14 protein-coding genes are annotated in these 22881 nt (G+C 67.0%); 7 read left to right on the top strand and 7 right to left on the bottom strand.

Features of this window, described 5'->3' with window-relative positions:
• Positions 1-8: 8 nt before the first annotated feature.
• The 3 genes from QTH90_RS07805 to QTH90_RS07795 are packed head-to-tail and all read right to left on the bottom strand — an operon-like array spanning position 9 to position 4338.
• On the bottom strand, positions 9-1079 hold the full coding sequence (locus tag QTH90_RS07805; protein WP_286663899.1) for a mechanosensitive ion channel family protein: 1071 nt from the start codon (positions 1077-1079) through the stop codon (positions 9-11).
• Positions 1079-3310 (bottom strand): FUSC family protein, encoded by a 2232-nt coding sequence (locus QTH90_RS07800; RefSeq protein ID WP_286663898.1) that lies wholly within the window; start codon positions 3308-3310, stop codon positions 1079-1081. Before QTH90_RS07800 ends, QTH90_RS07805 begins: the two co-directional genes overlap by 1 nt.
• The gene (locus QTH90_RS07795; protein ID WP_286663897.1) at positions 3310-4338 is read right to left on the bottom strand and encodes an inositol monophosphatase family protein; all 1029 of its coding nucleotides are present in this window, start codon (positions 4336-4338) and stop codon (positions 3310-3312) included. Before QTH90_RS07795 ends, QTH90_RS07800 begins: the two co-directional genes overlap by 1 nt.
• A 138-nt stretch (positions 4339-4476) precedes the next feature.
• Between QTH90_RS07795 and QTH90_RS07790 the strand changes: the two genes are divergently transcribed.
• Entirely contained in the window at positions 4477-5238 is a 762-nt protein-coding gene (locus QTH90_RS07790; RefSeq protein ID WP_286663896.1) for an RNA methyltransferase, read from the top strand.
• A gap of 36 nt (positions 5239-5274) precedes the next feature.
• Positions 5275-6048 carry a serine O-acetyltransferase gene (gene cysE, locus QTH90_RS07785; protein WP_286663895.1) on the top strand — a complete coding sequence of 258 codons (774 nt, stop codon included), beginning with the start codon at positions 5275-5277 and terminating at the stop codon, positions 6046-6048.
• 10 nt (positions 6049-6058) lie between these two features.
• Here cysE and QTH90_RS07780 read toward each other — a convergent pair whose 3' ends face one another.
• Positions 6059-7756 (bottom strand): electron transfer flavoprotein-ubiquinone oxidoreductase, encoded by a 1698-nt coding sequence (locus tag QTH90_RS07780; RefSeq protein WP_286663894.1) that lies wholly within the window; start codon positions 7754-7756, stop codon positions 6059-6061.
• A 117-nt stretch (positions 7757-7873) separates the two neighbouring features.
• Between QTH90_RS07780 and QTH90_RS07775 the strand changes: the two genes are divergently transcribed.
• Positions 7874-8656, top strand: a complete 783-nt coding sequence (locus QTH90_RS07775; protein ID WP_286663893.1) for an SDR family oxidoreductase — start codon at positions 7874-7876, stop codon at positions 8654-8656.
• Between the two features lie 24 nt (positions 8657-8680).
• On the opposite strand, the gene QTH90_RS07770 is transcribed toward QTH90_RS07775, so the two are convergent.
• Positions 8681-10084: a TolC family outer membrane protein gene (locus QTH90_RS07770; RefSeq protein WP_286663892.1), complete on the bottom strand. Its 1404-nt coding sequence runs from the start codon at positions 10082-10084 to the stop codon at positions 8681-8683.
• A 155-nt stretch (positions 10085-10239) separates the two neighbouring features.
• On the opposite strand from QTH90_RS07770, the gene QTH90_RS07765 reads away from it, so the two are divergent.
• From QTH90_RS07765 to QTH90_RS07755, 3 genes are all read left to right on the top strand, one after another.
• Complete coding sequence (locus QTH90_RS07765; RefSeq protein ID WP_286663891.1) at positions 10240-17175, top strand: peroxidase family protein; 6936 nt, start codon at positions 10240-10242, stop codon at positions 17173-17175.
• A gap of 66 nt (positions 17176-17241) precedes the next feature.
• Positions 17242-18924, top strand: a complete 1683-nt coding sequence (locus QTH90_RS07760) for a type I secretion system permease/ATPase (RefSeq protein ID WP_286663890.1) — start codon at positions 17242-17244, stop codon at positions 18922-18924.
• Between the two features lie 19 nt (positions 18925-18943).
• Entirely contained in the window at positions 18944-20287 is a 1344-nt protein-coding gene (locus QTH90_RS07755) for an HlyD family type I secretion periplasmic adaptor subunit (RefSeq protein ID WP_286663889.1), read from the top strand.
• Here the strand turns inward: QTH90_RS07755 and QTH90_RS07750 are convergent.
• Both QTH90_RS07750 and QTH90_RS07745 read right to left on the bottom strand, forming a co-directional pair.
• The gene (locus tag QTH90_RS07750; protein WP_286663888.1) at positions 20230-21669 is read right to left on the bottom strand and encodes an ATP-binding protein; all 1440 of its coding nucleotides are present in this window, start codon (positions 21667-21669) and stop codon (positions 20230-20232) included. The genes QTH90_RS07755 and QTH90_RS07750 overlap by 58 nt on opposite strands.
• Positions 21656-22345: a response regulator transcription factor gene (locus QTH90_RS07745; RefSeq protein WP_286663887.1), complete on the bottom strand. Its 690-nt coding sequence runs from the start codon at positions 22343-22345 to the stop codon at positions 21656-21658. Before QTH90_RS07745 ends, QTH90_RS07750 begins: the two co-directional genes overlap by 14 nt.
• A gap of 262 nt (positions 22346-22607) precedes the next feature.
• Between QTH90_RS07745 and QTH90_RS07740 the strand changes: the two genes are divergently transcribed.
• Positions 22608-22877: a hypothetical protein gene (locus tag QTH90_RS07740; protein ID WP_286663886.1), complete on the top strand. Its 270-nt coding sequence runs from the start codon at positions 22608-22610 to the stop codon at positions 22875-22877.
• Positions 22878-22881: the final 4 nt, after the last annotated feature.

The following is a 22881-nucleotide window of genomic DNA, read 5'->3' as shown; positions in this document are numbered from 1 at the left end:
GGGTCGCGTCAGTCCGCGTGCATCCTGGCGGACTGCGGCGGCGTCTCGTTGTCGAAGCGCACCTTGGGGAGGAATTGCGGATATTCCCGCTGCATGAAATCGATCAGCCCTTCGCGCACCGTGCAGCGCAGGTCGAATGCCAGCGCCGAGGAGGCTGCCGTGCAGAGCACCCGGATCTGCATGGTCCGCTCCGTCGCGTCGGTCACCCGGAGGTTGAAGAAGCGGCCGTCCCACTCGGGCGCCGCCTTCACGATGCGCTCCACCTCGGCCCGCAGCGGCGCAAGCGGCATGCCGTAGTCGGCGAATACGAAGACCGAGCCGAGCAGTTGCGAGTCGTGGCGGGTCCAGTTCTGGAACGGGTGCTCGATGAAGTAGGTGAGCGGCAGGATGAGCCGGCGGTCGTCCCAGATCCGCAGCACGACGAAAGTGCCGGTGATTTCCTCCACGCGCCCCCATTCGCCTTCGACCACCAGCACGTCGTCCAGGCGGATCGGCTGCGCCAGCGCGATCTGCAGGCCCGCGATGAGATTGCTGAACACCGGCTTGGCGGCCAGGCCGGCGACGATACCGATCACCCCCGCCGACGCCAGCAGGCTGGCGCCGACCTGGCGCGCGCCCGGGAAGGTCATGAGCATCAGCGCACCGCCCGCGACCAGCAGCACGGAGTTCGCCGTGCGGGCCAGGACGCGCGCCTGCGTCAGCACGCGGCGGGCTTCCAGGTTGTCCCTGACGTCGGAAGGATGCTGCTTGACCATGCCTTCGGCGAACCCGCTCACCGCGCCGATCGCGAGCCACGTCGCGGCCGCGATCAGCAACAGCCCGTTCAGGTGCCGCACGTTGCCGATGAAACGCAAGTCTTCGGGCGCGGCCTGCCATATGAGCTGGAGAGCGACCAGCGGCAGCACGACCTTGGCGGGCAGCTTGATGCTGAGGAGCATCGTGTGCAGCGCCGGCACGGAGCGGGTGACGCGCTCGAGCACCATCCCGCCGAGGCGGTGAATCAGCAGTGCCAGCGGCACGGCGATCAGCGCCGCGACCAAGGGGCCGAACCACGGGTTGGCGAGCAGTTCTTTGAACATCAGGCTGTCTCGGGGGCATTCTCGGCGAGCGATTGCAGGATGCGTGCCGCATCGTCGCGCAACTGCGCCGCAATCACCGTCGCCAGGTCGAGCCGCCGCAGCATCCACGGCGTGATGTCGTTGTCGAAGGGGTCGGGCAACGTGATCGGGCCGGCAAGCGTAGTGGCGGGCGTGCTTTCGGGCATGGCGGGCCCACCCGTGGGCGGGGTTCCGATCATGGCCTCGATGCGTTGCGCCGTGCGGGCCAGTGGCCCTTCGATGTCGGCCGGGGTCAGGCGGTCGCGCCGCAGCACGAGCATCGACTTGACCGCGCTCAACTGCGCCAGCAACTGGTAGCTGTGGGCCTGCAGGTGCTCGAGTGGTTCGAGCGGCGGGCGAACGGCGCGCGGCTCCGACAGCGAGCGCTGCGTGGCCTGCACCAGTGCCGAGAGGCTGTCGTACGCCTCGCGGCGCGCGAGCCGCCATTCGAGTTCGGGGCTCGCGTCGACCGAGCGCAACTGGCCCAGCCCCAGGGCGAGCCTTGCGTGACGGGCCTGCGCGGTGAGCACGCGCGTGACGAGCGCCGGAATCTGGCCGCGCTCCCACGAGGGCAGCACATAGCAGAAGGCCCACGCCACCGCGACGCCGATGAGCGTGTCGGCCACCCGCTCGAAGAGCGCGAAGGTGGTGCTCATGCCGGTGTTCAGCATATGCGCCTGCACCAGGCCGAGCACGGTTGCCGCGACGGAGGTGATCAGGTAGCGCCGCACGGCGAAGCCATGTGCGATCGCCTGCGCCACGGTCATGCTGATCAGCAAGGCCAGCGGCGCAGGGTGCGCAGAAAGCAACGCGACCGCGAACACGCAGCCCAGCAGCGTGCCGGCGACGCGGCTGTTGCGCCGTTCCAGCGTCTGCGACAGGCTGCCGCGCAGCACGACCACGATGGTCAGCAGGATCCAGTAGTCGTGCGAACCCCAGGGCATCGCCAGCGCGATGCCGTAGCCGGCCGCGATCGCGAGCGCAGCGCGGATGGCATGGCGCAGCGGCGGCGCGTCCCAGCTCCAGAGGGTGAGGAACGGGCGCCACGACCACTCGGTGGGGCTCACGAACATCTGCCAGCTGGCGCGCACGACGGCCAGGTCCGGCTCGATGTCGCCGCGGGCCAGGGCCGACAGGCGCAGCACTTCGTCGTTGATGTGGCCGATGCGGCTCGCCAGCCCGCGGGCGAGCACGGCGGGCGTAGGGCCGGTGTAGCCGCCCTTGGGCACTGTGTCTTCGACAAGGCGGATCGCCGCGAGCTGGGGGCGGCGATTGATCATCTCGGGCGGCTGGCGGCCGAGCAGCAGCGCATCGGCCAGCGCCATCGTGTCGTCGGCCAGCTCTTCGAGGATGCGCCGCATCTCGACCAGCGCCGCGGCGTGGCCGGGATGCGCCTTGAGCGCGTCGAGATCGAGCTCGCTCGCCAGCAGCAGGTCGCGCAACTCGAGCACCGTCATCAGCATGCCGGCAAGCTGCTGCCGGCGCGGGGTGCGCGGGGATTCGAGCACGATGTCGCGCGCCGCCTGCAACTGGTCGGCCAGCGCAGCCTGTTCGCGAAGCAGCCGGCCGAGCAGCGAGGCGGGCACTTCGCGCACATCGCCGGATTCGTCCATGGGCCTGAACTGGCAGGCCTCGGTGCGCATCAGCGCGGCCAGCGACAGCAGCAGGTCTGCCATCGTCTGCACGCGGTAGCGGGCATTGAGTGCGAGGTTCGCGAGCGTCGCGTAGATCACGTAGAGCCCGGCGCCGAGCCCGAAATACAGCGTGCGCTCCACGGCTTCCGCCATCCCGGTGGGCGTGGGCGTCGCCATCGAGAAAACCATCGAGAACATGACCGCGATCGCGATCGGTATGCCCCGCTTGCCCCAGGCCATGGCCAGGAACGCCATGAAGGTGGCGGGCACCAGCAGCAGGCCGAGGCGCAAGGGCGCGGCGTGCAGCAGCTGGACGCAGAAGAACAGCGGCAGCCCGATCAGCGGCGCCGGCAGCATCTGGAGGAACTTGCCGCGGCGCGGGGCGGCGAGGTCGGGCGGTGCGGTGACGATCACGCCCACCGAGGCGGCGGACGCGGCGAGCGTGCCCAGCAGCAGGTGCACGCCGCCCGAGATCAGCAGCAGCCCCAGCGCGACCGACACGCCGTTCGCGATGTACTGGCTCAACGCCACGCGCATCGCGGCGCGGCTTCGGTCTGCGGCCGCGCGATGCGCGTGCATCACTTGGCGGGAGCGTCGCCCTCGGCGGGCGTGGCGGGGGCCTCGCGGCGGATGCGCGTCAGCTTGCGTTGCACCGGTGCCTTGTCGGCAGGGGCTTCGGCCGCCTCTTCCGTGTCGGAGGCCATGTCGACGGTGCTGCGTGCGTAGGTGTCGGCTGCCGAAGCCGCCGGGTCGACGGAGCGCACGCGATCGCTGGCGCGCAGCTTGTCGTCGAGGCTGGCGAACTTCGAGTACTTAGCCAGAAGCGGCACCAGCTGTCCGTAGATGCGCGGGGCGCCGGCCAGGCACTCGCGCTGCTCGAGGAAGTCGGGCTCGCCGGTGAAGTTGCCGATCAGGCCGCCCGCTTCGGTCACGATCAGCGAGCCCGCCGCCACGTCCCAGATGTTGAGGCCGGTCTCGAAGAAGGCGTCGGTGAAGCCGGCCGCCACGTAGGCCAGGTCGAGCGCCGCCGCGCCGGGGCGGCGCAGGCCGGCCGCACGGGGCATCAGGTCGGCCATGATGGCGAGGTACTGCTTGAAGTTGTCGCCCGTGCGGAATGGAAATCCCGTCGAGATCAGGCATTCGTGCAGGCGCGTGCGCTTGCTGACGCGCAGCCGGCGGTCGTTCATGTAGGCGCCGCGACCCTTGGTGGCCGTGAAGAGGTCGTTGCGGGTCGGGTCGTAGATGACGGCCTGTTCGATCTTGCCGCGGACGGAGAGCGCGATCGAGACGCAATAGACCGGGAAGCCGTGGATGAAGTTGGTGGTGCCGTCCAGCGGATCGATGATCCACACGTAGTCCGAGTCCTTGGCCCCGTGCTGGGTGCCCGATTCCTCGGCCAGGATGCCGTGCCCCGGATAGGCGGTGAGCAGCGTCTCGATGATCGCGTGCTCGCTCGCATGATCGACTTCGGTCACGAAGTCATTGACCTGCTTCTGCGAAATGCGCACGGCCTCGACGTCAAGGGCGGCGCGATTGATGATGGCGCCGGCGGCGCGTGCGGCCTTGACGGCCACGTTGAGCATGGGGTGCAGGTTGGGGGACGACATGAATTGTGTGAAGAACGATGAAGGGCGGTATGTGAATGCGGCCCCCTGAAAAGCGGCCCGGCGATGCGGGCAGCGAGAATCAGGGGATTTTACCGGCTCCGCGCCGCCGGCTGCTCCGGCCTCTTTTTTCGAGCTTTCATGCGTACCCGATTCATCCTGATCCAGACCAGTCACGCCGGCAACGTCGGCGCCGCCGCCCGCGCCATGAAGACGATGGGCTTCGGCGACCTGGTGCTGGTCGCGCCCCGCTGGGCCAACGTGCTTCGGCGCGAGGAAACCATCCAGCGTGCGAGCGGTGCGCTGGACGTCCTGGCCAACGCCCGCATCGTCGAGACGCTGGACGAGGCGCTGGACGGCGTCACCCACCTGTGCGCCACCGCGATGGTGCCGCGCGACTTCGGCCCGCCGACGCGCACGCCGCGCGAGCACCTGGAGCCGCTTGCCAGCGGGGAGGAGCAGCACGTGGCCTTCCTGTTCGGTTCGGAGCGCTTCGGCATGCGCAACGAGGACGTGTACCGCTGCAACGTGGCGCTCAGCATTCCGACCGACCCCAAGTTCGGCTCGTTGAATCTCGGCGCCGCGATCCAGGTCGTCGCCTACGAATGGCGGCTGGCGCTCGGCGGCTACGAGGTGCGCGACGCCACGGCGCCGGTGCGCGCGGCCGACGCGCAGGCGGTCGCGGGCATGCTCGACCACTGGGAGCGCTCGCTCGTGGACATCGGCTTCCTGGACCCGGAGGCGCCGAAGAAGCTGATGCCGCGGCTGCAGCAACTCTTCAATCGGGCCCAGCCGACGCAGGAGGAGATCCACATCCTGCGCGGCATCGCCAAGGCGATGGCCGATGCGGCGCGAGGCGGCCCGAAAACCCCATCTCCTGTACGCGAAGACCCGGGGCTATAGACTGCCCGCCCCATATTCATATAACAACAAGCAAGCATGTTTTCGCGGCTGCGTTCCGATATCCAGTGCATCCTCGACCGTGATCCGGCGGCCCGCACGCGCTGGGAAGTCCTGACCCTCTATCCGGGCCTGCATGCCGTCGTGCTGCATCGGCTGGCGCATTGGTGCTGGACCCACGGCCTCAAGTGGTTCGGCCGCCTGATCTCGCAGATTTCGCGCTGGTTGACCGGCATCGAGATCCATCCCGGTGCAATCGTCGGCGAGCGTGTGTTCTTCGATCACGCCATGGGCGTCGTGGTGGGGGAAACGGCGGAAATCGGCGACGGATGCACCATCTACCAGGGTGTGACGCTGGGCGGCACCTCGCTCTACAAGGGGGCGAAGCGCCATCCGACGCTGGGCCGCAACGTGGTGGTCAGTGCCGGTGCCAAGGTGCTGGGCGGCTTCCTGGTCGGCGACGGCGCCAAGATCGGCAGCAATGCGGTGGTCATCAAGCCGGTGCCTGCCGGCGCGACGGCCGTGGGCATACCGGCCCGGATCATTCCTTCCAAGACCGGCGAAAGCGCCGACGTGGCCCAGCCGGCGGCCAAGTTTTCAGCCTACGGCGTCACGCTGGAGGACGACCCCGTCAGCCAGGCGATGAAGGGGTTGATCAACATCGCCTCGGGGCAGGATCACCAGATCGCGCTGCTCTGGCAGGCGATCGAGAGCTTGTCGGCGCAGCCCGGCAAGAAGGACTGCGTGCCGTGCGATGCCGCGAAGGACGAATCCTTCGAGGCCGATCGTCTGACCCAGTTGATCGGCAAGTAAGCCGGCCGGATCACATCCCCACGTAGTTGGGACCGCCGCCGCCTTCGGGCGTGACCCACACGATGTTCTGCGTCGGGTCCTTGATGTCGCAGGTCTTGCAGTGCACGCAGTTCTGCGCGTTGATCTGCAGGCGCTCCTTGCCCGTGTTGGTGTCGGCCACGAACTCGTAGACGCCGGCGGGGCAGTAGCGGCTCTCGGGGCCGGCGTACTCGGGCAGGTTGATCTCGGTCGGCACGGCGGCGTTCTTCAACGTCAGGTGCGCCGGCTGGTTCTCTTCATGGTTGGTGTTGCTGATGAACACGGAAGAGAGCCGGTCGAAGGTCAGCTTGCCATCGGGCTTCGGGTAGTTGATCTTCTTGGATGCCGACGCGCGCTTGAGCCGCTCGTTGTCGGCCTGGTGCCGATGGTGGGTCCATGGAATGTGCCCGCGCAGTACGAACTGCTCGATGCCGGTCATGATCGTGCCGACCGTCAGGCCCTTCTTGAACCACTGCTTGAAGTTGCGCGCCTTCTTGAGTTCGGTGTGCAGCCAGCTGCGCTCGAAGGCGGCAGGGTAGGCGTTGAGTTCATCGTGCTGACGACCCATCGTCACGGCGTCGTAAGCGGCCTCGGCCGCGAGCATGCCGGTCTTGATCGCGGCATGGCTGCCCTTGATGCGGCTCGCGTTCAGGTAGCCGGCCTCGCAGCCCACGAGCATGCCGCCCGGGAACACGGTCTTGGGCAGCGACAGCAGGCCGCCCGCGGTGATCGCGCGCGCGCCGTAGCTCAGGCGCTTGGGGGCCTTCAGGCCCTTGTCCTGGCCTTCGAAGTACCAGCGGATGTTCGGGTGCGTCTTGAAGCGCTGGAATTCCTCGAAGGGGCTCAGATAGGGGTTCTGATAGTCCAGGCCGACCACGTAGCCGATGATGAGCTGGTTGTTCTCTGCGTGGTAGAGGAACGAGCCGCCATAGGTATCCGAAGGCAGGGGCCATCCCGCGGTGTGCACGGCCAGGCCGGGCTCGTGGCGTGCGGGGTCGATCTCCCACAGTTCCTTGATGCCGATGCCGTAGCTTTGCGGATCCTTGCCCTCGTCGAGCTTGTACTTGGCGATCAGCTGCCGGCCCAGATGGCCGCGCGCGCCTTCGGCGAAGACGGTGTACTTGCCGAGCAGTTCCATGCCGAGCTGGAAGTTCTCGGTGGGTTCGCCGTCCTTGCCGATGCCGAGGTTGCCGGTGGCAACGCCGCGCACCTTGCCGTCTTCGGTGTAGAGCACTTCCGCTGCGGGGAACCCCGGGAAGATCTCGACGCCGAGGTTCTCCGCCTGCGTTGCCAGCCAGCGCACCACGTTGCCAAGGCTCACGATGTAGTTGCCTTCGTTGTGGAAGTTCGGGGGCAACATGAAGTTCGGCACGCGCGTGGCGCCGGTCTCCGTCATCAGCAGGAAGGTGTCCTGCGTGACGGGCTGGTTGAGCGGCGCGCCGAGTTCTTCCCAGTCGGGCAGCAGTTCGTACAGCGCACGCGGGTCCATGATCGCGCCCGAGAGGATGTGCGCGCCGGGCTCGGAGCCTTTCTCGAGCACGACGACCGAGATGTCCTTGCCATGCGATGCAGCCAGCTGCTTCAGCCGGATCGCGGTCGAGAGGCCGGCCGGTCCGGCACCGACCACGACCACGTCGTATTCCATGGCTTCGCGGGGTCCGAACTGGGCGAGTATTTCGTCGTGCGTCATGTGGGTCTCGTCGATAATGATTTGAGGGTGCGAAGCACCGCGGTGGGCCGGGTCATTTTATGCGTCGGTTGCATGCGTTCCGGGTCGTCGCATAGGCGACTCCAACAGGACTTCTCCATGGCTTACAGCATCGATCTTTCAGGCCGGGTGGCGTTCGTCACCGGCGCATCGAGCGGCCTCGGCGCCCAGTTCGCCAAGACCCTGGCCCGTGCCGGCGCCGCGGTGGTGCTGGCCAGCCGCAGCACCGACAAGCTCAAGGAACTGCGCGCACGCATCGAGGGCGAGGGCGGCGATGCCCACGTGGTGGAACTCGATGTGACCGACATCGACAGCATCAACGCCGCAGTGGCGCGCGCCGAGACCGAGGTCGGTCCGATCGACATCCTGGTCAACAACTCGGGCGTGAGCACCACGCAGCGCCTGCAGGAGGTGTCCGGCGAGGACTACGACTTCATCTTCGACACCAACGTCAAGGGCACCTTCTTCGTCGCGCAGGCGGTGGGCAAGCGCATGCTGGCGCGTGCCAAGGGTGCGGCGCCGGGCACCTACATCGGCGGTCGCATCATCAACATCGCATCGGTGGCGGCGCTCAAGGTGCTGCCGCAGATCGGCGTCTATTGCATGAGCAAGGCGGCGGTGGTGCAGATGACCAAGGCGATGGCACTGGAGTGGGGACGCTTCGGCATCAACGTCAACGCCCTGTGCCCGGGCTACATCGCGACCGAACTCAACGAGGAACACTGGGTCACCGACGGCGGCCAGAAGCTGGTGGGCATGCTGCCGCGCAAGCGGGTCGGCAAGCCCGAAGACCTCGATGGGCTGATCGTGCTGCTCGCGAGCGGGCAGAGCCATTTCGTCAACGGCGCGGTCATCGCCGCCGACGACGGCTTCGCACTTTGAAAACCTGTCTCTTCGTGCGTCGGCTCAGCGCGGACGCGCGACAGGCGCTGTGCTGTCGACAGCCGGCCGGCCGTCGAGCGCCAGCGTGGCATTGAGCGCGGCCAGGGCGTCGGCCGTCAGCGTGCCGTTCGCCTGGCGCAGGCGCAAGTCGCCCAGCAGCACGTTGTAGCGCGCCAGCGCCAGGTCGCGCTTGGTCTGGAACAACTGGCTCTGCGAATTGAGGACGTCGATGTTGATGCGCACGCCGACCTGGTAGCCCAGGCGGTTGGCGTCCAGCGCCACCTGGCTCGACGCTTCCGCGGCTTCGAGCGCCTTCACCTGGCTGGCGCCCGACACGAGCCCGAGGTAGGCGGCGCGAGTCGAGACCGAGACGCTGCGGCGCGTGTTCTCGAGCGAGGAGCGCGACTGGTCTTCGAGCGCCAGCGTTTCCCTCACGCGGTTCTCGGTCGCGAAACCGGCGAACAACGGCAGGTTGAAGACCACGCCGATGCTGGCGGCGGCCACCCGCACCTTGCCGGTGGAGATGCTGGTGGTGGTGCCCTGCGGGTTGTTCGTGACGTTGTAGCCCAGCTGCGCATCGAGCGTGGGCTTGTGCCCGGCCTCGGCCTTGCGCACCTCGAGCGCCGCGACCTCCACCCCGAGGGCGGCCTGCACGATGGCAGGATGAGCGGCCTCCGCCTGCGCGAGCCAGGTATCCATGTCGCGCGGCGCCAGCACCGGCAGCACGACCGGGGCCGCGAGCGGCGTCGGCACGCTGCCGGCCTGTCCGACGAGTTGGTCGAGGATGATCTTCTTGACCTGCAGGTCGTTCTCGGCGGCGATCTCCTGCGCCACCACGAGGTCGAAGCGCGCCTGCGCCTCGCGCGTGTCGGTGATGGTCGAGGTGCCGACTTCGAAGTTGCGCTTGGCAGAAGCGAGCTGCTCGGCGACGCCGATCTTCTGCGCCCGCACCAGCGCCAGGCTGTCCTGGCTCGCGAGCACATCGAAGTAGGCCTGGCTCACGCGCACGACGAGGTCCTGCTCGGCCAGCGTCAGCTGCGCGCGGGCGATCTCTTCCTGTCGCATGCCCTGCTGGTAGGCGGCCCAGTTGGCGGGCCGATACAAGGGCTGGGTCGCATTGATGCCGGCGTTCTGCGCATTGAAGCCGCGCGTGAGGCTGTTGTTGTCGGTCGACAGGTCCTGCTCCGTGAAGGAGGCGCCTGCCGTCAGACCGACGGCCGGCAGCACACCCGCGCGCGCCTGCGCCGCCCTCGCCACGCTGGCCGCGTACTGGGCGCGTGCACCTTGGTAGACGGCGTCATGGGCCTGCGCCGACTGGTAGAGCTCGACCAGGCTCTGTCCCTCGGCCGGCGCCGCGGCGAACGCCAGCAGCAGCGCCAACGGCGCAGTTGTCGATGCGGGGTGGCAGCGAGACAGGGACTGGCGCATGACGACGTTCTCCGTGGAATTGTGAAAACGCTGCGAGCCGTTTGTCTGGATGTAACACCTATGGCTTAAGGAGATCTTAAGAGTGCGAGCTAAGACTCCCTGTGGCGGAAGTAACGCTTTCGAACCATCGGAAACAACCACTGAGGAGACGCGCCATGCCAGTTACCGTCAATCAAGCGGACCTAGAGTTCATCCTCGCGCAGATCAAGATCTCGGAGGCCCATGCTGCGGGGCAGCCGTTGTTCGGGGCCGGGGGCCTCGTGCCCGCGTACAACGTCAGCTGGGGCCTGCGGACTGTGGATGGCACGTACAACAACCTGCTTCACGAGACGTGGGGCGCGGCCGATCAACAGTTCCCGTCGCTGATGGATCCGGTGTACCGGCCCGCCGAGGGCACGCCCCTGGACTTCGACGGACCCGGCCCGGCGCCAGCCATGCCGACGGCGCCGAACTACAACCCGACCAACAACCCGGGCTCGTTCGTCGTCGACCCGAGCGTTCGCACCATCTCCAACCTGCTCGTCGACCAGACCCTGGGCAACCCGGCCGCGATCCTGACCGCGCTGGATCGTGCGGGCTCGGCCAACGCCATGGCCGATCTCGCGGCCGTCACCGCGATCTACCAGGCTTTCAAGCCGGCTTCCGATACCGAGTACCAGGCTCGCGTCGTCGCGCAGAACGCCCGCGCCGCGGCCGAGGAACTCGGTGACGGCGATCCCAATACGCCTCCGAGCGTGGAAGAGCAGGCCGCACTCGATGCCGCGACCGCGGCGGATGCAGCCCACGCGTTGACGGTCACTGCCTTGGAAGAGGCCCGCGCGATTCGCGACACCGCCGTGGAACCCTTCGGCATCGTGATGGAAGGAGACAACGTCAGCCTGCCCAACGTGTCGCCGGACGTCGGCCTCTCGGCATCGTTCAACTCGTGGTTCACGCTGTTCGGCCAGTTCTTCGACCATGGGCTCGATCTCGTCAACAAGGGCGGCAGCGGCACGGTCTTCATTCCGCTGCAGCCGGACGACCCGCTCTACGTTCCCGGCAGCGCGACCAACTTCATGGTGCTGACGCGCGCCACCGTTTCCGCCGGAGCGGACGGTGTCATGGGCACGGCCGACGACGTCGGTCCGGTGAACACCACCACCTCCTTCGTCGACCAGAACCAGACCTATACCTCGCATTCCTCGCATCAGGTGTTCCTGCGCCAGTACACGCTCAATGCGGACGGCCAGCCGGTCGCCACCGGCAAGCTGATCGAAGGCGGCAACGGCGGCATGGCGACCTGGGGCGAGGTCAAGACGCAAGCGCTGCTCCTGGGCGTCCAGCTGACCGACTTCGACGTGGGCAGCGTGCCCTTGCTCCGGACGGACCAGTACGGCAACTTCATTCCCGACCCCGTGACCGGGTTCGCGCAGGTCATCACGGGCATCGGCGCCGACGGCATTCCGAACACGGCGGACGACACCGTCGTCTCCGGCACGCCCCTCAACCCCGTCAATCCGACGACGGCGCTCGCGCTGCGCACCGGCCATGCCTTCCTGGCGGACATCGCGCACGAAGCCGTCCCGATCGGCAAGATCGCCGACGGCGACATCACCATCGGCCTGGGCAACCCGGGCAACGGCGACACCGAGTACGACAACGAACTGCTCGACGCCCACTTCATCGCCGGCGACGGCCGCGTGAACGAGAACATCGGCCTGACCGCCGTCCACCATGTCTTCCATGCCGAGCACAACCGCATGGTGGATCACAACAAGGAAGTCATCCTCTCCACCGCGGCCGGCGGGGATCTGGCTTTCCTCAACGAATGGCTGCTCGAAGACGTTGGGGCACTGCCGGCGGACCTCGGCTCACTGGTCTGGGATGGCGAGCGCCTGTTCCAGTCCGCCAAGTTCACCACCGAGATGCAGTACCAGCATCTGGTGTTCGAGGAGTTCGCGCGCAAGATCCAGCCGCAGATCAATCCCTTCGTCGTTCCGGACGGTTTCGACGTCACGATCGATCCGTCGATCGTCGCGGAGTTTGCGCATGTGGTGTACCGCTTCGGCCACTCGATGCTGACCGAGTCGATCGATCGCTTCGATCCGAACTTCAACCCGCAGGACATCGGGCTGATCCAGGGCTTCCTCAACCCGGTCGCGTTCGATGCCGAGCACGCGATCACTGACGACGTCGCCGCTGGCGCGATCATCCGCGGCATGACGCGGCAGGTCGGCAACGAGATCGACGAGTTCGTGACCAGCGCGCTGCGCAACAACCTGCTCGGACTGCCGCTGGACCTGGCGACCATCAACCTGGCACGGGGCCGCGACACGGGGGTGCCATCGCTCAACGCCGCCCGGCGCGAGTTCTACGACGCGACCAACAACGCCGCCGAACTGAGGCCCTACGACAGCTGGGTCGACTTTGCCGGCAACCTCAAGCACGAGGCGTCGATCATCAACTTCATCGCGGCCTACGGCACGCATCAACTGATCACCGGACAGACCACGATCGAGGGCAAGCGCGACGCGGCGCTGACGATCATCACCGGCGCCTCGGTCGGCGGACTGCTGGTGCCGGAGGATGCCGTCGACTTCCTCAACGGAACCGGCACCTGGACCAGCAGCCCCAACGGCGTGACCACCACCGGCCTCGACAACGTGGACCTGTGGATCGGCGGCCTCGCCGAGAAGATCCTTCCGTTCGGCGGCATGCTCGGCTCGACCTTCAATTTCGTGTTCGAGCAGCAGATGGAGAACCTGCAGAACGGTGACCGCTTCTACTACCTGCAGCGCCTGGACGGCCTGCACCTGTTCGGCGAAATGGAGAACAACTCGTTCGCCGAGATGATCATGACCAACACGAACGCGACGCACCTGCCGTCGGACGTGTTCTCCACCCCTGGGCTGGCGCTCGAGGTCAATCCGCTGCTGCAATACAACGACCTCGACGGCGACGGCGATCTGGAGCAAGCTGACCCGACCGGCGGCGGCATCCTGACGCCGCTGGTGGTCCGCAACAATCCGCTGACGGTCGGAGCGGACACCAACTACCTGCGCTACACGGGCGACCAGCACGTCGTGCTCGGCGGCACCGAGGGCAACGACATCATCATCGCGAGCGAAGGCGATGACGCGATCCACGGCGACGGCGGCAACGACACGCTCGAAGGCGGAGCCGGCAACGACATCATCAATGCCGGAGCGGGCGACGACATCGTCCGGGACCTCGGCGGCGACGACAACATCAAGGCGGGCGACGGCAACGACGTCGTTCATGGTGGCCCGGGGCTGGACCTGATCATGGGCGGCAAGGGGCAGGACTTCATCGTCCTGGGCACCGACGCGGGCTCGGAAGTCTTCGCCGGCGAAGGCAATGACTTCATCCTCGGCAGCAAGAATGCCGAGCGCATTCTCGGCAACGAGGGCGACGACTGGATCGAGACCGGCACCTTCGACGGCGCGCCCGGCGACAGCTTCGACGAGATCTTTGCGCGCGACGGCATCGTGGGTCACGACGTGTTCCTCGGCGACGGCGGGTTCGACGAGTTCATCGCCGAGGGCGGCGACGACATCATGGTCGGCAGCCCCGGTCGCGGCAAGCTGGCCGGCATGTCCGGCTGGGACTGGGTGACCTACAAGGACAACACCTTTGGCGTCGATGCCGACCTGACCCGCGCCATCGTGTTCGACGAGAACCCGAATCCGCCGCAGAACGGCACGCTCGACGGCTATGAATCGGTCGAAGGCCTGTCCGGCACGCGATTCAACGACGTCCTGACCGGGGCCGACACGATCGCCGAAGAGCGCCTTCCGTTTGCCCAGGGCGGCACGGAGGGCTACGCGGGCAGCGCACTGGACGCGGCCGGCATCGCCCGCATCGCCGGCCTGCAGGCCGTGCTGGGCGCCGGCGTCACCAGCTACATCGCCGGCGACATCATCCTCGGCGGCGACGGCAGCGACCTGATCATGGGCCGCGGGGGCGACGACATCATCGACGGCGACAAGTGGCTCGACGTGCAGATCGGCGTCTTCGCCGCCAACGACCCCGGACACACCGGCACCCCGATCGCGCTCCACAACAGCATGAAGACGCTGGTCAACAGCATGTTCGCGGGGCAGATCAATCCCGGGCAGCTGGCGATCGTCCGAACGATCAGGACGGATGACACGGCGGGCGACATCGACACGGTCGCCTACCTGGGCCCGCTGGCCAACTATGCGTTCGGCACCGACAGCAACGGGCGGCTCACGGTGACGGACATCGGCGTGGACCCGATCGAGGGAACCGACACGCTGAGCAACGTCGAGCGGCTGCAATTCGCCGACGCCACGCTCGGCATCGTCACCGGCACCAACGGCAACGACACGCTCACCGGCACGGGCGGCAACGACCTGCTGCTGGGGCTGGGCGGCAACGACATCCTGAACGGCCTCGCCGGCGATGATGTGCTGGTCGGCGGCACCGGCAACGACACGCTCAACGGCGGCCTCGGCAACGACACCTATGTGTTCGGCCTGGCGGATGGCAACGACACGATCAACGAACCGGTCAACGCGACGAGCGGCGGCACCGCCGACCGGATCGTGATCCAGGCGGCCGGCACGGCGTTCACGAGCCTCAATGCGCAGGACAACAACACCGGCACCGCCAACGGCAGCCTGATCGTGAGCTTCAACGGGCAGTCGGTCACCGTCAACGGCCACTACACCGGTGCGAACGCGCAGACCGGCGTGGAGCGCATCAACTTCAACGACGGCAGCTATGCAGGCTATCTGCTCGGCGTGGACGACTATCTGGTCAGCAGGGTGGACGCGGCAGGCGGCAGGGATCTGTCCGCGTCGACGGTCAACAACTTCATCGCCGGCGAGCAGGGCGTGAACGACGTGATCACCGGCGGGATCGGCAATGACCTGATCTTCGGCGGCACCGGCGACAACAACCTCAACGGCGGGGCCGGCGACGACCTGCTGGTGGGCGGGTCCGGCGCCGGAGACAGCGACGTGCTCGACGGCGGCCTCGATGCCGACACGATGGTCGGCCTGGGAGGCAACGACACCTACATCGTCGACGATGTGGCCGACGTCGTCGTCGAGGCGGCAGCTGCCGGCACGGACGAGGTCCAGACCGAGCTGGCTGCCTATTCGCTCGAACTCGTCGCCAACGTGGAGAACCTGACGTACACCGGCATCGACGCCGACCAGTTCGTCGGCACCGGCAACACGCTCAACAACGTCATCAGTGGCGGCGACCTCGCCGACACGCTGAGCGGGTTGGGCGGCAACGACACGCTCAATGGCGGCCTGGGTGCGGATGCGCTGGATGGTGGTGACGGCAACGACCAGCTCAACGGCGGCGACGACAACGACACGCTCGTCGGCGGCATCGGCAACGATGCGCTGAACGGGGGCGACGGAAACGACACGCTGGACGGCGGCCTCGGCAACGATGCGATGAACGGCGGCGCGGGCGACGACACCTTCCTCGTGGACAGCGCGACCGACACCGTCGCGGAGGGCGCGGGCGGCGGCATCGACACCGTGCAATCGACCATCACGTACACGATCACCGATGCGGACGTCGAGAACCTGACCCTGCTGGGCACCGGCAACATCAACGGCACCGGCAACGCGGCGGCCAACGTCATCGCCGGCAATGCCGGGAACAACGTACTCACGGGCGGCGGTGGAAGCGACACGGCGAGCTATGCCACGGCGACGGCGGGTGTCACGGTGTCCCTGGCCATTGCCGGAGCGCAGGCGACCGTCGGGGCCGGTAGCGATACGCTCGCGAGCATCGAGAACCTCCTGGGCAGCGCCTTCGGCGACACGCTCACGGCCAGCGGAACCGCCGCCGCCGGCATCGTCAACCTCCTGAGTGGCGGGGCGGGCAGCGACACATTGAACGCAACGGTCGACAACGTGCGCGACACGCTCGACGGCGGCGGCGATGCGGACACCGCCAACTACTCGGCCTACACGGCAGCGCTCACGGTGAACCTGGGGGGCGCGGCGCCGATCATCGTCGGCGGCTCGGGCAACAACGGGGCCAATTCCGACGTTCTGGTCGCCATCGAGAACTTCACCGGCGGTGCCGGCGGTGACACGATCACCGGCAGCGCCGCGGCGAATGTCCTGAACGGTGGCGGCGGTACGGACACCTTCAACTACGCGATCGGGGGCGGTGCCGACACCATCATCGGTGGCGCCGGAAACGACACGCTGAACATCACGGGCACGGCGAACAACGATGTCCTGGATGTCGTCTACAACGGCGCCATCACGTCCTTCGAAGGCGGCACTGTCACTGGCGTCGAGTCCATCACCGCCAACCTCGGCGGCAATGCCGACACGCTCTCGTACGGCGTCTCCGCGACGGCAGTCAATGTCAACCTGCTGGCAGGCACCGCATCGGGCTTCACATCGATCGCCAACATCCTGAACGTGACCGGCGGCGCGGGCGCCGACACGCTGACGGGCAACGCCGGCGCCAACACGCTCATCGGCGGGGACGGCAACGACACCATCAACGGCGGGGCCGGAGGCGACCTCATCATCGGCGGGGTCGGCGCCGACAACCTCAACTCGGGAGCAGCGAACGACAACGTCCAGGACATCTTCAGGTTCAGCGCGGCCAACGAGTTCGGCGACGTCGTCACCAACTTCGATGCCAACGGGCCGACCGCGGCGGGCGACGACCGGATCGAGTTCGCGGGCGCACTCAACACGGCATGGGACGACGGCAACAGCAACGACAACTTCCTGTTCGCGACCGGGAACGGTGCCGCCGGCACGGTGACGATCACGGTCGGGCAGGGCAACGGCGACGCCGAGGCCTTGCTCCTCACCGGTGCCAACAACGAAGGCGTCACCACGGCGAACCTCGGCAACGCGGCGCTGGTGTCGGCGGCATTCAACGCCGAGTTCGGAATCACCGCCGCCAACGGCGAAGACGCATTGCTGGTGGTCAACGACACCAACGGCAACAGCTTCTCGCTCTGGCAGTGGGTCCAGGCGGGAGGCGGGGAGACCGCGGCGGGAGAGCTGACGCTGATCGGCGTCTTCACTGCGAACGCGTCGGTGGTGGCGGCCAACTTCGACTTCGCCTGATCGGCAAGGCAAGGGACGGGGCAGGGCGTGCGAGCGCCTTGCCCCGCGCACTGGAGGAGACAAAAAATGAAGCCGATCTGGGCCCAGCTGAAGCCATTGTTGTTCCACCTGGCGCTGTTCTCGTTCGTCATCAACCTGCTGTATCTGGTGCCTGCGCTGTTCATGCTGCAGGTGTTCGATCGCGTGCTTCCCACCAACAGCCGGGAGACGCTGTGGGTATTGCTGGCAGGCGTCGGGGCTGCGCTGGCCATCCTGTTCGTGCTCGACTACGTGCGGCTGCGTCTGCAGCACCTCGTCGGCAACGTCGTCGATGAGCGGCTGTCGCCGCCGGTGGTGCACGCGGTCGTCACCGCTGCCGCCCGGTCGCCGTTGAACGCGCGGCCCGATGCAATGCGCGACATCGCCACGCTGCGCAGCCTGTTTTCTGCCAACGGCTTGACGGCGCTGATGGATGCGCCTTGGATCGTCGTCTATGTGGCCGTCATCGCCATCTTCCACCCCGCGCTGGGCTGGGGCGCCGCCGGAGCCGCCGCCCTGATGATCGGACTGGCCTGGCTCAACGACCGCATGAACCGCAAGGCACTGGATGCGGTGCAGAAGGAAGCGCGTCAGGCGTCGCGCTACGTGGAAGGATCGTTGCGCAATGCCGAGGTGCTGCAGGCCATGGGCATGACCGAGCGCTTGCTGGGTCGCTGGCGCAAGCAGCAGGACGAGGCGCTGGCCCTTCAGGGCAGCACCAGCCACGCGAGCGTCAGCTTCAGCGCGGCATCCCGCTTCCTGCGCCAGGCCGTGCAGGTCATGATGATGTCGATCGGCGCCTACCTGGTGCTCACGCAAGCGGCTTCGGCGGGCGTGATGATCGCCACCACCGTGCTGCTCGGCCGCGCCTTGCAGCCGGTGGAGCAGATCGTCGGCAGCTGGCGCGTCCTGAACGACGCGCGCTCGGCCTACCGCCGGCTGCGCGACCTGTGTGCGCATTTCGGCAAGGACGAGCCGCGCATGTCGCTGCCTCGGCCGGTGGGCAAGTTGCGGGTCGATGGCGTGTCGTTCCGTCCGCCAGGCACGGAAAAGCTGGCACTGTCAGGCGTGTCGCTGAGCCTCGCGGCCGGCGAAGCGCTGGCCATCATCGGGCCGAGCGCTGCCGGCAAATCCACCTTGGCGCGCCTCCTGACGGGCATCTGGCAGCCGACCATCGGAACGATCCGGCTGGACGGGACCGACCTGTCGACCTGGTCGCGGCGCGAACTCGGGCCCTGGATCGGTTACGTGCCGCAGGACGTCGAGCTGTTCGACGGCACGGTGGCCGACAACATCGGCCGACTCTCGGAACCGGATTCCGAAGCGGTCATTGCCGCGGCGAAGCGGGCCAATGCCCACGACATGATCGTGCAGTTGCCGATGGGCTACGACACGCCCATCGGTGACGGCGGAGCGCGCCTGTCGCCCGGGCAGCGCCAACGCATCGCGCTGGCCCGCGCGATGTACGGCGATGTGCGCCTGCTGGTGCTCGACGAGCCGAACGCGAGTCTCGACGCCGAGGGCGAGATCGCGCTGGCGCACGCGCTCAGCAGCCTTCGCGCCGAAGGCGTGACGTCGATCGTGGTGACTCACCGGCCGTCGCTTGTCGCGCACGTGGACAAGATCCTCATCCTCGAGGCGGGACACGTGAAGCAGTTCGGACCGGCCGGCGAGGTGATGAAGTCCATGCAGAAGCAATCGCAGGCAGCGCTCAACGAGCGCGCTGCATGAAGGCTGGAGGCAAAAGCAGATGACGCACGCACAGGCCCTACCACTTCGCGATGCGACGCCGCGGCGTCGCACCAGCGAGCAGCAGATCCAGCGCCTCGTGCGCTGGGGTCTGTGCACGGTGCTCGGCATCGTCATTCCACTGGCCGCGTGGGTCGGGCTTGCACCGCTTGCCATGGCGGTGGTGGCTCCGGCGCATGTCAAGGTGGATCTGAACCGGCGGCCCGTGCAGCATCTGGAAGGCGGCATCGTGCGCCAGGTGCTTGTTCGCGACGGGCAACTGGTCAAGGAAGGCGAGCCATTGGTCATCATGGGCGACGTGGGTGTCGACGCCGATCGCAACCGGCTGACCTATCGCCTGGCGGTGGAGCGCACCACACTGGAGCGGCTCGACGCGGAGCAGCGTCGCGCGGCCCGACTCGTGTTCTCCGATGGCTTGCAAGCCGAGGCCCGCCGCGACCCGCGACTGCAGGACGCCATGGCCAAGGAGGCCGCCCTGTTCTCCGCGCGTCAGCATTCATTGCAAAGCGAGCTGGCGCTGATGAAGCTGCTGCGCCAGAAGGTCCAGCAGGAGATCGGGGCGCTGGAGGCGCAAGGCGTCAAGGCGCAGGAATCCCTTGCGCTCCAGCATCGGGACCTCGAGGCCAATCGCGACTTGGTTCGCGAGGGCTTCGTCTCGACGGCGCGCATCAACCAGATGGAAGCTTCGGTGGCCGACTACACGGCAAAGCTGGAGGAGCGACGCTCCGAGCTCGCACGCGGGCACGGGCGATTGATCGACGCCGACATCAAGAGCAACTCGATCGTCAATGAATACCTCCGCTCGGCGAGCGATCAGCTCAAGACGACCGTGGCCCGGGTCAGCGAGATCGAACAGGAGCTGCGCAAGTCCGACGATGCGACGACGCGTCAGGTCGTCCTGGCGCCGGCGGCTGGCGAGATCATCGACCTGAAGTTCACCTCGCCGGGTGCCGTCGTGCGGCCCGGCGAAGCCATCGCGGAGATCGTGCCGAGCAACACCGCGCTGATGATCGAGGCGCAGATCCGCCCGGAAGAAGTCAACAATGTCCTGGTAGGGCAGGGCGCGCGCATCAAGTTCACGGCCTTCAAGTACCGGAATGCCACCATGGTGACGGGCAGGGTGACCTATGTATCGGGTGACCGGTTCACCGACAAGGCGACGCAGATGCCCTACTACAGCGTCTCCATCCTCGCCGACCCCGAGTCGGTGAAGGCAGTGGGCGACCTGAAGATGCAGGCCGGCATGCCCGCCGAGGTCTATATCGACGGTGGTTTCCAGACAGCGCTTCAGTATCTGCTGGACCCGGTCACTTCCACGTTGCGCAGGGCAGCCCGGCAGATGTGAAGCCCCGCCGGAAACCGGACCTCGGCCCGCAGGCCGCCCAGCGGCGATTCGAGCAGCCGTACCACCGCGTGGTGTGCCTGCGCCACGGCCTGCACGATCGACAGCCCGAGCCCGACGCCATGTGTATCGACGCGGCCCAGGCGGTTGAAGCGCTGGAATGCTTCGGCATGCCGGTGGGCGGGGATGCCCGGCCCGGAGTCATCGACGGTGAGAAGGATGGCCTGGGTATTCAGTTCACTGCAGACCTCGATGCGGCCGCCGGTGGGCGTGAAACGGATGGCATTGACGAGCAGGTTGTGCATCAGCATGTGCAGGCCGAGCTCGACGGCCATCAGCTCATCCACCTCGAAGCGCGCTTTCAGCGTGACCTCGCGTTCGGCCGCCGCGGGGCCGAGTTCGGACATCACGTTCCGGTAGACCTTCTCCAGCTTCACTGTGCGCAGCGCGTGTCCCCCGGCCACTGCAAGGCTGTCGATGCGGGCGAGATCGAGCAACCGGTCCAGGAGATAGCTGGCCTGGTCGATGCCCGACATCAAGCCGCGCAGGGACGCTGACAGCTCCTGCGGCGATCCGGCCAGCGTGGCGGCCAACTGGGCCTGCGCGCGCAGGCCGGCCAGCGGCGTGCGCATCTCGTGCGCGGCGATGGCGGTGAATTCCCGTTCGACAGACAAGGCCTGCCTGAAGCGGCCGAACAGGGCGTTGATCGAATCCACCATCGGCTTGAGTTCAGCAGGCGGGTTCGTGGCATTCAGCTCCGTGAGATCGAGCGCATGGCGCGTCCGAAGCTCGGAAGCGTAGCCGTCGACGGAGTGAAGGGCGCGGTTGAGAAACCACCAGGTGCTCACGAAGATCAGCAAAAGCGGAATGGCAAGGAAGGCAAGGAAGTAGCCGGTGGTGATGCCGACTGCAGCCTCCCGATCACGCATGCGTTCGGCGATCTGGATGACCATGCCGGCCTTCCTGGCTTCCTCCGCGTAGGTTCGAACGTCCTCGCCGTCCACCTTGGCTTCGCCGAAGCCGCGCTCGGCAATGGGCCGCATCGGACCGCTCGGGGGCGCCTTGTGGCTTTGATGCAGCAGCCGTCCGTCGAGTGACCAGATCTGGTAGTGATAGCGCGTACCGAGCGAGCTTTCGGTCTCCCTGACAGCGTCGCCGAGTCCCTCGGTGAAGCCTTCCTCCTCGATCTCGTGCTCTGCGAATGCGAGCACCGTGTGCGCCAGCGTGACGAGCCGCGCATCCAGCACATTCCTGTCGGAAATCTGGTCGGCCCGGTGCATGGCGGCGCCGCCCGCCAGCAGGGTTGCCGTGCACACGAAGAGCGCGATCGCCACCACGCGACGGCGCAAGGACCACGACGAAACAACGGGCCTACGCCTGTTCATTCCGGACTCGGGGCTCGGGCCCGAGTTGATAGCCGACGCCTCGCACCGTCTGGATCAGGTCCGGCGAGAACTTGCGCCGCAGGTAATGGATGTGGACCTCGACTGCGTTGCTCTCGACCTCGACATCGAAGGTGTAGAGCGCCTCCTCGATCTGGGATCGCGAGAGCACCTGGTTCTTGCGGCGCACCAGAATTTCCAGGAGCCAGAACTCCTTGTTGGTCAACGGCACGACCTCTCCGTGCCAGGTCGCCATGCGGTGGGAGGGGTACAGCTTCAGCGGGCCATGCTCCGGCTCTGCCGAGCCAGGTGCCTTGCCGTGCACCCGCCGCAACACCGCCCTGACTCGCGAGGCCACTTCGTCCAGGTCCAGGGGCTTGACCATGTAGTCGTCAGCTCCCATGTCGAGCAGGCGCACTCGATCCTCGATGCCGCACCGTGCGGTGATCACGATCACCGACACAGGAATCCCGCGCGTGCGGATGCTCTTGAGCAGCGTGTCTCCGCTGACATCGGGCAAGCCGAGGTCCAGAAGGACGCAGTCGTAGTTGCAGGACGCGAGGGACGAGAGAACGTCCTTGCCCAGACGGCTCCAGTCCACGGCGTAGCCAGATCGCACGAGGCCTTTGTGCACGGCGGTTCCAAGCAGTTCGCTGTCCTCGACCAAGAGCAGGCGCATGGATTCTCCTGACTGCGCGAAAACTTTCGACTTTCGAATGCGCATTCGGCCATCGGCCCCAGGCGATGGCCGCGTGCGCCCCCAGCCGCGAGGGCGAGTGCTTACTCGGGCGGGGGTTGAGTTACGAATACTTGCCGTCTTGTGGTGAGTGCGACTGGACAGCCTTTGCGAAAAGGCGTAGCCGCTCGAAGACGCTATGGACGGAGCTTGTGCCGTCGCCCATGCAGATAGCGCAGGGCCGCAGCGCGCAGGGGACGGGCGCATGCGCGCGACCCTGGCGGAACTGCCGGGTCTGCACCGGGGGGGCACCGGCCAAACCCTGATCGAAAGAAGACTTTCGACGTTTGCATTGTCATCTCCTCCAGACATTGATCTTCACTGGACCGATGTCGGCTCGCCGGCGGCCGCCTGCTGGCGCAGGCGACCAGCGGTGGTCGAGTGCCGCATTGCTTTACGCAACCAGCGGTATCAAATGTATGGACGGTTATGCGAAATAGCAAACCTTTTTTCTTACCTTGATGCGGCTGACTGAAAGC

This window comes from Variovorax flavidus (assembly GCF_030317145.1).
In the GTDB taxonomy this organism is placed as follows: domain Bacteria; phylum Pseudomonadota; class Gammaproteobacteria; order Burkholderiales; family Burkholderiaceae_C; genus Variovorax; species Variovorax flavidus.
Note: the sequence above shows the minus strand (reverse complement) of the source record. Positions and strands in the feature narration are given on the sequence as shown.

Excerpts from the sequence above, each read along its gene's own strand:
- QTH90_RS07805 (WP_286663899.1), bottom strand. The coding sequence starts at position 1,079 with ATGTTCAAAGAACTGCTCGCCAACCCGTGGTTCGGCCCCTTGGTCGCG.
- QTH90_RS07800 (WP_286663898.1), bottom strand. The coding sequence starts at position 3,310 with ATGCACGCGCATCGCGCGGCCGCAGACCGAAGCCGCGCCGCGATGCGC.
- QTH90_RS07795 (WP_286663897.1), bottom strand. The coding sequence starts at position 4,338 with ATGTCGTCCCCCAACCTGCACCCCATGCTCAACGTGGCCGTCAAGGCC.
- QTH90_RS07790 (WP_286663896.1), top strand. The coding sequence starts at position 4,477 with ATGCGTACCCGATTCATCCTGATCCAGACCAGTCACGCCGGCAACGTC.
- cysE (WP_286663895.1), top strand. The coding sequence starts at position 5,275 with ATGTTTTCGCGGCTGCGTTCCGATATCCAGTGCATCCTCGACCGTGAT.
- QTH90_RS07780 (WP_286663894.1), bottom strand. The coding sequence starts at position 7,756 with ATGACGCACGACGAAATACTCGCCCAGTTCGGACCCCGCGAAGCCATG.
- QTH90_RS07775 (WP_286663893.1), top strand. The coding sequence starts at position 7,874 with ATGGCTTACAGCATCGATCTTTCAGGCCGGGTGGCGTTCGTCACCGGC.
- QTH90_RS07770 (WP_286663892.1), bottom strand. The coding sequence starts at position 10,084 with ATGCGCCAGTCCCTGTCTCGCTGCCACCCCGCATCGACAACTGCGCCG.
- QTH90_RS07765 (WP_286663891.1), top strand. The coding sequence starts at position 10,240 with ATGCCAGTTACCGTCAATCAAGCGGACCTAGAGTTCATCCTCGCGCAG.
- QTH90_RS07760 (WP_286663890.1), top strand. The coding sequence starts at position 17,242 with ATGAAGCCGATCTGGGCCCAGCTGAAGCCATTGTTGTTCCACCTGGCG.
- QTH90_RS07755 (WP_286663889.1), top strand. The coding sequence starts at position 18,944 with ATGACGCACGCACAGGCCCTACCACTTCGCGATGCGACGCCGCGGCGT.
- QTH90_RS07750 (WP_286663888.1), bottom strand. The coding sequence starts at position 21,669 with ATGAACAGGCGTAGGCCCGTTGTTTCGTCGTGGTCCTTGCGCCGTCGC.
- QTH90_RS07745 (WP_286663887.1), bottom strand. The coding sequence starts at position 22,345 with ATGCGCCTGCTCTTGGTCGAGGACAGCGAACTGCTTGGAACCGCCGTG.
- QTH90_RS07740 (WP_286663886.1), top strand. The coding sequence starts at position 22,608 with ATGCGCGCGACCCTGGCGGAACTGCCGGGTCTGCACCGGGGGGGCACC.